Genomic DNA, 8,202 nt, shown 5'->3' on the forward strand with positions numbered 1-8,202 from the left:
CCAAGGCGCCGCGCTGGCGCAGGCCCTGGCGGCCCTGCTGCAACCGGCGGCATCCCGCGCCGGCGGGCTCTTCGCCACGGGCGGGGAAACCGCCCGGGCCCTGCTGTCGCGGCTGGGTGTCCAGGGCATCCGGCTGCTGGAGGAAGTGGCGCCTGGCGTGCCGCTGGGCCTGACACGCGGCGCCCGGCGGCTGCCGGTGGTGACCAAGGCGGGCGGCTTCGGCGATACGGAGATCATCGGGCATGCGCGGCGCCGCCTGCATGCCTGGCTTCAGGAGGAGACAGCGGCATGAGCGCAGAGGATACCACCCGTCCGGTCATCGCCATCACCATGGGAGATGCTTCCGGCATCGGCCCGGAGATCATCATGAAGGCGCTGGCGCGGCCGGAGGTGCAGGCGCTCTGCCGCCCGCTGGTGGTGGGCGACGCGGCGCGGCTGCGGGAAGCCGGCGCCATTGTCCGCACCGGGCTGGACGTGGCTGCCCTGGCGACCCCTGCCGAGGCACGCTTCGCCCCTGGCCGGGTGGACTGCATCGACCTGGGGCTGATTCCGCCGGGGCACCCCTTCGGCCAGCTTTCGCCGCTCTCGGGCGAGGCCGCCTACCGCTATATCGAGCGCGCGACGCGGCTGGTGGAGGCCGGCGATGCCGATGCCATCTGCACCGCCCCGCTGAGCAAGGAGGCGCTGCACGCCGCCGGCCACAAATACCCCGGCCATACCGAGCTGCTGGCGCATCTGACCGGCACGCCGGAGGTTTCGATGATGCTGGTGGCGCCGAAACTGCGCGTCATCCATGTCACCACGCATATCGGCCTGTTGGATGCCATCCGCCGGATCGAGCCGGGGCTGGTGGAGCGCGTCATCGCGCGCGGGCATGCGACGCTGGTGAAGGCCGGCATCGCCGCCCCGCGCATCGGCGTCTGCGGCATCAATCCCCACGCGGGCGAGAACGGCCTCTTCGGCCAAGGCGAGGAAGAGGAAAAGATCATCCCCGCCGTGCAGGCCTGCCAGGCCCGCGGCTGGAGGGTCGATGGCCCCCTGCCCGCCGATACGCTGTTCTTCCGCGCGGCGCGGGGCGATTTCGACCTCGTGGTGGCCATGTATCACGACCAGGGCCATGCCCCGGTGAAGGTGATGGGCCTGGAGGCCGGGGTGAATATCACCGTGGGCCTGCCGGTGATCCGCACCTCGGTGGACCATGGCACCGCCTTCGACATCGCGGGCCAGGGCATCGCGGATGATGGCAGCCTTGTCGAGGCACTGAAGCAGGCGGCGGAACTGGCGCCCAGGCGCGGCCGCGCCGCCGCCTAGGGCTTCACCGCCTTCAGCCGCAGCCGGGCGACGGTGCCGCTGCCACGCTCGCTGTCCAGCACCAGGGTGGCCTCCATGGCATGGGCCAGCGCGCGGGCGAGGTAGAGGCCGAGGCCCGAGCCGCCGTAGCGGCGGGCATGGCTGGTTTCCAGCTGCACGAAAGGCTCGAAGGCGCGTTCGAGCTGGTCGGCGGCGATGCCGATGCCGGTGTCGCTGACCGTGATCTCCACCACATCCGGCTGCGGCAGGCTGGCGCCGAGGGTGACGCTGCCGCCCATCGGCGTGAACTTCAGCGCATTGGCGGTCAGGTTCAGCAGGATCTGGCGCAGCCGCCGTTCATCGGCATTGGCGCGCGGCAAGGCAGGCAGCGGCTCCAGCGCCAGCGAAACCTCCGCTGCCTCCGCCGCCGGGCGCATCAGCCGCAGGATGCCCTCCAGGATGCTGGGCAGGTAGAGCGGGCGCAGCTCTATCTGCAGCGCGCCGGCACCGGCCTGGGCCACCGCCAGAACCTCGTCGATCAGGGACAGCAGGTGGCGTCCGGCTTCCAGGATGGTTCTCGCGAACTCCTGGACATTCTGCGGGTCCACCTCATCCACCAGCGCCTCGGAAAAGCCGATCACGGCATTCAGCGGCGTGCGCAGCTCATGGCTCATGGTGGCCAGGAAGCGCGTCTTGGCGCTGCTGGCTTCCTCGGCGGCGATGCGCGCGCGCTCGATCTCGGCCACCGCCCGGCGCTCCGCCGTCACATCCGAATAAATGCGGACAAAGCCGCCGTCCGGCGTCGGGTCGGTGCTGACCTCGATGCAGCGGCCATCGGCGGTCACGCGGGTATAGGCCTCCAAGTTCGGCGCCACCCGCTGCGCGCGCCACTTGAAGACGTCGACACCCGCCTGTCCGGCGCCGAACTGCCCGCGCTCCAGCTGGATGCGCCGCAGGTCCTCCAGCGCTGCGCCGGGGGCGAGTTCCTGCTCGCTCAGGCCCGTCAGCGTACAGGCGAGCCGGTTGACCGCCACCACCTGGCAGTCCCGGTCGAAGAGGCAAATGCCGTGGCGCATGCTGTCCATCATCACCTGCAGCAGGGCGGCGCGGCGCTGGGCCTCGAATTCCGCGCGGTGCAGGGCGGTGATGTCGGAGATCACCGAGATATGGCCGCCATCCGGCAGGGGCGCGGTGATGCCGGTCAGCACGGTGCCATCGGCGCACATGCGGATGACGGGCGGGCGGTTGAAGTTGAACCGGCGGCGGAAAGTCTCCTCCGGGTCGCGCCGGTCCATGAAGATGCCGCCTTCCTCCCGCCGCCGCAGCGTGTCCAGCAGATGGTCGCCGATCGCCACCTCGTCATCCTTGAAGATGCGGCGGCAGGCGGCATTGACCATGAGCAGCCGTGAATCCGCCCCATAGACGCAGACACTGTGCGGCAGTGCCGCCAGCACGGCATCCAGCAGGTCGGCCCGGCGCTTGGCCTCCGCCTCGGCGGCATGCAGCGGCGTGACATCCTCCAGCACCACCATGAAGCCGCCATCGCTCAGCGGCTGGCTGATGGCGCGCATCGCGACGCCATCGGACCGTAGATGCAGGAACTGGTTGCTCTGGCTGCGATCCACGTGGCGGCGCGCCTCGAAGCCCGCCTGCCCCTCGGCATCCCCGGCCATGCCGGAGATCACGGCATCCGTCACCTCATCGAAGGACATGCCGATGCGCAGGCTGCCCGGCGCGACGTTCAGCAGGCTTTCATAGGCGTCGTTGTGCAGCATCAGCCGCATCTCGCGGTCATAGATGCCGATGCCGGAGGGGTTCTGGCGCAGCGCCGCATCCGTCAGGCGCAGCCGCTCCCAGGCCGCGATCTCGGCCTGCCGGTACTGGGTGATGTCGGTGGTGACCATGGCCCGGCGGCCCCCGGGCAGCGGCAGGAAGGCCATCTCGTACCAGCGGCCATCGGTGGCGCAGAGCAGCCGGCGGTGCGAAGCGGCGGGGTCGGCGTCCAGTGCCCGGCGAAGCTGCGCCTCCCGCTCACCCGGCCCATAGAAGCCAAGCTCCGCCAGCCGGCGCGTGACATCGGCGGCGGTCATGCCGGCCAGGGAAGCTCCTGGCGGCATGGCGAGCATGGCCGCGGCGGCGGCATTGGCCAGCAGCACCTCTCCCCCGGCGCCATAGACCACCACCGCGCCCGGCATGGCCAGCACGAGCTGCAGCGCGGCCTCGGCCTGTTCCAGCCTGCAGGTCATGGCAGCGGGCAGCCAGCGGAGGCGGCCGGGCGCCGGCGTGGCGCTCCGCTCAGGGCGGCACCAAGGCGGGTGGTGGTGGAGCGGTTGAATGTCACGGGGAGATGATCGCGCCTGGTTCGTGAATGAAAAGCGAAAATGGGGCGGATTGCCACGAAGCCAAGCATGCTGATGCCGCATGGCCGGCCTGCCGGTTGCCGGGCACCTTCCTGCCCTTATCTCTGTTGGCCATACGGAGAGGAGAGCGGAATGAAAGCCATCAGGCTTCGTGCCCCCGGCGGCCTGGACCGGCTGGAACAGGTGGAGATGCCGGACCCTGGCGCCCCCCGGGCGGGCGAGATCCGTGTGCGGGTGCATGCCAGTTCCCTGAACTACCATGACTTCTCCGTCGCCAATGGCGCCATTCCCACCGAGGATGGCCGCATCCTGATGTCCGATGGCGCGGGCGTGGTGGAAGCGGTGGGCGAGGGCGTGCATGGCTTCGCGCCCGGAGACCATGTCGTTTCCGCCTTCTTCCCCCTCTGGCAGGATGGCCCGGCCGAGGTGGGCGACTTCCGCACCGTGCCGGGCGATGGTGTCGATGGCTATGCGCGGGAAGCGGTGATCCGCCCCGCCAGTTGGTTCACCCCGGCCCCGAAGGGCTACAGCCATGCGGAGGCCGCGACGCTGACCACTGCCGGCCTCACCGCCTGGCGCGCGCTGGTGGTGGATGGCGGCCTCAAGGCGGGGGATGTGGTGCTGGTCCTGGGCACCGGTGGCGTCTCGGTCTTCGCCTTGCAGATCGCGCGGATGATGGGGGCGACGGTGGTCGCCACCTCCTCCTCCGATGCCAAGCTGGAGCGGATGCGGGCGCTGGGCGCCGCGCATACCATCAACTACCGCACCACGCCCGAATGGGGCCGTGCCGTGAAGGACTGGACCGGCGGGCGTGGGGCCGACCAGATCATCGAGGTTGGCGGCCCCGGCACGCTGGAGCAATCCATCCGCGCCGTGCGCGTCGGTGGCCATATCGCCCTGATCGGGGTCCTCACCGGCCGCTCCGGCGAGGTGCCGACGGCGCTGCTGATGGCAAAGCAGGCGCGGTTGCAGGGGCTGATCGTCGGCAGCCACCGGCACCAGCGGGAGATGATCCGCGCCATCGAGGCCAGTGACATGCGGCCAGTGATCGACCGCTCCTTCCCCCTGGGCGACATCGCCGAGGCCTTCCGCCACCAGGAGGCCGGCCGGCACTTCGGCAAGATCGTGCTGGAGTTCTGAGGCCAGCGGGCCGCGGGGTGCGCGGCCCCGCGCCCTGTCACCCGCCCTGGATGCGGCGGCAGTGGTTCAGCGCCGCCTCCACCAGGTTGTCGCTGGCTTCCGGCGTGCGGAAGGCCGAATGGGCGGAAAGCGTGACATTCGGCAGCGTCGTAAGCTTGTGGCCAGGGGGCAGCGGCTCGATGTCGAAGACATCCAGCCCCGCATGGCCCAGCGCGCCAGATTCCAGCGCGGCGATCATCGCATCCTCATCCACCACGGCGCCGCGGGCGGTGTTGATCAGCACGGCGCCGGGGCGGAGCTGCGCCAGCCGCGCGGCGGAGAGGAAGCCGCGCGTCTCGTCATTCAGCAGCAGGTGGACGGAGAGCACATGGCTTTCCGCCAGCAGCCGGTCGAGACTTACGAATTCCACGCCCGGGCAGTCCTTGGGCGAGCGGTTCCAGGCGATGACCTTCATCCCCGCCCCGGCGCAGAGCCGCGCCATCTCGGCCCCGATGCCGCCGAAGCCCAGCAGGCCCACCGTCTTGCCCGTGAGTTCCATGCCATCGGTGCGCAGCCAGCGGCCCTGACGCATGGCGCCATCCATGCCCGCCAGCCCCTTGGCGGCGGCCCACATCAAGGCGAAGGCCATCTCCGCCACGGCGGTGTCGCCATAGCCCTTGATGATATGCACCTGGATGCCGCATTCGGCCTCCAGCTCCTCCGGATTCATGTAGCTGCGCGCGCCGGTGCCCAGGAAGACCACGTGCTTCAGCGAGGGCACCTGCTTCGCAATGCTCGTGGGCAGCGAGGTATGGTCGATGATGGCGATCTCATGCCCCGCCAGCACGGCCGGCAATTGCTCCGGCACGATATCGGGCTGGAGGTTGATGGTGACCTCCGGGTCCTCCGCGCGGCGCAGGCGCTGGAAGACCGCACCGAGGCTGGGATTCGCATCAACGAAGACGGCGCGCATGATGGCTCCTTCAGAACGGCAGCCGGAAGCGGTAACAGGCGCCCGCCGCCGCGCCTAGGGGCCCGGCCGCCCGCTGCGCTGAGGGAAAAGATGCGCCCGCGCCGCGAAAGCCTGTCACATCCCGCCCCGCTGCCTCGTCCTGTTGCCGATGACAACGCATGAGGAACCGATGACCCCGAGGCTCGACTATTTCTCCACCGCGCCTGCGATGCTGGCGCCCATGCTGCAACTGGAACGCGCCGTTGCTTCCAGCGGGCTGGAGCACAGCCTGATCGAGCTGGTGAAGACCCGCGCTTCCCAGATCAATGGCTGCGCCTTCTGCATCGACATGCATATCCGCGACGCCCGCAAGGCCGGCGAAAGCGAGGAGCGGCTCTACCTGCTGAATGCCTGGCGGGAGGCGCCGCACTACACGCCGCGGGAGCGCGCCGCCCTGGCCTGGACCGAGGCGCTGACGCTGGTCGCCAAGACAGGGGCGCCCGATGCCGACTACGATGGGCTGGAGCCGCATTTCACGCCGGAGGAGAAGGTGAAGCTGACCCTGCTGATCTGCACCATCAACAGCTGGAACCGCATCGCCATCGGCTTCCGTTCCGTGCCGCCGCAGCGGCGCGCGGCCGCCGCCTGAGGCAAGGCAAGGTGCCGGCCGCGCCCGATGATGCCCTCGGTGCCTTCAATGCCATGCGGGGCGAGCTGATCGGGCTCGCCTACCGCATGACCGGTTCGCTGGCGCAGGCGGAGGATATCGCGCAGGAGACCTTCCTGCGCTGGAGCGCGGCCGACCGCGCCCAGGTGGAGGTGCCCCGCGCCTTCCTGCTGAAGATTGCGGCGCGGCTGAGCCTGGACCACCTGAAATCCGCCCGCAGCCGGCGTGAGACCTATGTCGGCCCCTGGCTGCCGGAGCCGGTGGTGGACGACCTGGAGCCGCCGCAGCAGGCCATCCTGTCCCGGGCGCAGGATATCTCCGTGGCCTTCCTGCTGACCCTGCAACGCCTTTCCCCGGCGGAGCGCGCGGTCTTCATCCTGCACGACCTTTTCGAGACACCCTTCGCCGAGATCGCCACCCTGCTGAACCGCAGCGAGCCCGCCTGCCGCAAGCTGGCCAGCCGCGCCCGCGCCCTGCTGGGGGAAGGCAGCCCCCGCCATGCGGTGGACGAGGAGGAAGCGAAGCGCATCGCCCGCGCCTTCTTCGCGGCCTCCCGCGACGGTGATGTCGCGGCGCTGCGTGCGCTGCTGGCGAAGGACGTGGTGCTGCGCACCGATGGCGGCGGCATCCGCCCGGCCGCGCTGAACCCGGTGCTGGGTGCGGAGAAGGTGGGGCGCTTCTTCGCGGGGCTGGCGCGCAAGGCTGCCGGGCGGCCGCCCCTGCTGCATCTGGGGCGGATCAACACGCTTCCCGGTTATGTCACGCTGGAAGCCGACGGGCTGCCGCAGACCACGGCGCTGGAGGTTCAGGGCGGCCGGATTACCGCCATCTATGTCATGCGGAACCCGGAAAAGCTGGCTGCGCTGCGTGGCCGGCTTGGCGGCGCGGCACCGCTCTGACGCCGGGGCGACAGCCGCGGCCGCTCCTGCCGCTATAACTGCAGGTGATAGCCGGGCCGGGAGAAACGATAGGACGCGCGCATGCCGCCGGGTGTAGGCCAACCTCCGCAGCAAGGGCCGGGGAACCGGCCGGGCAGAGGAAACGCAGCATGCAGGCAGAGACCCGGACCCTGCTCCGCGCCGCCATGGGTACCTATCCGGCTACGCGGGCGCTGAAGGACGGCAGCCTCCGTTCCGATCTCCTGGAACTGGATTTCGCCGAGGTGCCGGTGATCAGCCGTGCCTTCGCGCCGATGGTGCGGGAAGCGCGCTACGACGTCTCGGAAATGGCCATCGCCACCTTCCTGCAGGCCCGCGCCTGCGGCAAGCCGCTGGTGCTGCTGCCGGTGGTGCTGGCGGCGCGCTTCCAGCAATCGGCCCTGCTCTGCCGCGCCGACAGCGACATTCATGGCCCCGCCGACCTGGCCGGGCGGCGCATCGGCGTGCGCGCCTATAGCCAGACCACCGGCATGTGGCTGCGCGGCATCCTGGCCGAGGATGGCGGCCCCGCCCCGGATGCCATCCGCTGGCTGACCTTCGAGGATGCCCATGTCGCCGAGATCCAGGACCCGCCCTGGGCCGAGCGCGCGGCGCCGGGCCAGGACATGCTGGCCATGCTGCGCAACGGCGAGCTGGATGGGGTGATCGTCGGCAATGACGTGCCGGACGACCCCGGCTTGCGCACCGTCTACCGCAACCCTGAGGCGGCGGCCGAGGCCTTTTGGCAGCGCCACGGCATCGTGCCGGTCAACCACATGCTCTGCCTGCGGCGGGAACTGGCGGAACAGCGGCCGGAACTTGTGGCGGAACTGCTGCGGCTCTTTGCCGCCGCCGCCGAGGCAGCGCCGCCGGGCCCGCGCGGGCGGGCGCCCATGG

The 8,202-nt window shown here is 70.4% G+C and carries 8 protein-coding genes; 6 read left to right on the forward strand and 2 right to left on the reverse strand.

The window, feature by feature from the left end; genetic code table 11:
* Nucleotides 1-292, forward strand: a 292-nt coding sequence (locus IBL25_RS22780; RefSeq protein ID WP_275296053.1) for a nucleotide-binding domain containing protein, incomplete at its 5' end; no start/stop codon positions are given.
* Nucleotides 289-1,311, forward strand: a complete 1,023-nt coding sequence (pdxA, locus tag IBL25_RS22785) for a 4-hydroxythreonine-4-phosphate dehydrogenase PdxA (RefSeq protein WP_187780781.1) — start codon at nt 289-291, stop codon at nt 1,309-1,311. The genes IBL25_RS22780 and pdxA, both read left to right, overlap by 4 nt.
* Here the strand turns inward: pdxA and IBL25_RS22790 are convergent.
* Nucleotides 1,308-3,536: a PAS-domain containing protein gene (locus IBL25_RS22790; RefSeq protein ID WP_187780782.1), complete on the reverse strand. Its 2,229-nt coding sequence runs from the start codon at nt 3,534-3,536 to the stop codon at nt 1,308-1,310. The two genes, pdxA and IBL25_RS22790, sit on opposite strands and share 4 nt — an antisense overlap.
* Nucleotides 3,537-3,782: 246 nt before the next feature.
* Between IBL25_RS22790 and IBL25_RS22795 the strand changes: the two genes are divergently transcribed.
* Complete coding sequence (locus IBL25_RS22795) at nt 3,783-4,790, forward strand: zinc-dependent alcohol dehydrogenase family protein (protein ID WP_187780783.1); 1,008 nt, start codon at nt 3,783-3,785, stop codon at nt 4,788-4,790.
* A gap of 37 nt (nt 4,791-4,827) precedes the next feature.
* Here the strand turns inward: IBL25_RS22795 and IBL25_RS22800 are convergent, their stop codons facing one another.
* Entirely contained in the window at nt 4,828-5,742 is a 915-nt protein-coding gene (locus IBL25_RS22800; RefSeq protein WP_187780784.1) for an NAD(P)-dependent oxidoreductase, read from the reverse strand.
* Nucleotides 5,743-5,911: 169 nt separating this feature from the next.
* On the opposite strand from IBL25_RS22800, the gene IBL25_RS22805 reads away from it, so the two are divergent.
* From IBL25_RS22805 to IBL25_RS22815, 3 genes are all read left to right on the forward strand, one after another.
* The gene (locus IBL25_RS22805; RefSeq protein ID WP_187780785.1) at nt 5,912-6,370 is read left to right on the forward strand and encodes a carboxymuconolactone decarboxylase family protein; all 459 of its coding nucleotides are present in this window, start codon (nt 5,912-5,914) and stop codon (nt 6,368-6,370) included.
* 11 nt (nt 6,371-6,381) lie between these two features.
* Nucleotides 6,382-7,287: a sigma-70 family RNA polymerase sigma factor gene (locus IBL25_RS22810; protein ID WP_367615671.1), complete on the forward strand. Its 906-nt coding sequence runs from the start codon at nt 6,382-6,384 to the stop codon at nt 7,285-7,287.
* A gap of 149 nt (nt 7,288-7,436) precedes the next feature.
* Nucleotides 7,437-8,202 (forward strand): ABC transporter substrate-binding protein (locus tag IBL25_RS22815; RefSeq protein WP_187780786.1); only part of this gene is annotated, 766 nt, incomplete at its 3' end.

The sequence above is a fragment of the Pseudoroseomonas ludipueritiae genome (assembly GCF_014490445.1).
Taxonomy (GTDB): Bacteria; Pseudomonadota; Alphaproteobacteria; order Acetobacterales; family Acetobacteraceae; genus Pseudoroseomonas; species Pseudoroseomonas ludipueritiae.

Coding starts and splice junctions, on each gene's coding strand:
- IBL25_RS22800 (WP_187780784.1), bottom strand. CDS start 5,742: ATGCGCGCCGTCTTCGTTGATGCGAATCCCAGCCTCGGTGCGGTCTTC.
- IBL25_RS22795 (WP_187780783.1), top strand. CDS start 3,783: ATGAAAGCCATCAGGCTTCGTGCCCCCGGCGGCCTGGACCGGCTGGAA.
- IBL25_RS22805 (WP_187780785.1), top strand. CDS start 5,912: ATGACCCCGAGGCTCGACTATTTCTCCACCGCGCCTGCGATGCTGGCG.
- IBL25_RS22790 (WP_187780782.1), bottom strand. CDS start 3,536: ATGACCTGCAGGCTGGAACAGGCCGAGGCCGCGCTGCAGCTCGTGCTG.
- pdxA (WP_187780781.1), top strand. CDS start 289: ATGAGCGCAGAGGATACCACCCGTCCGGTCATCGCCATCACCATGGGA.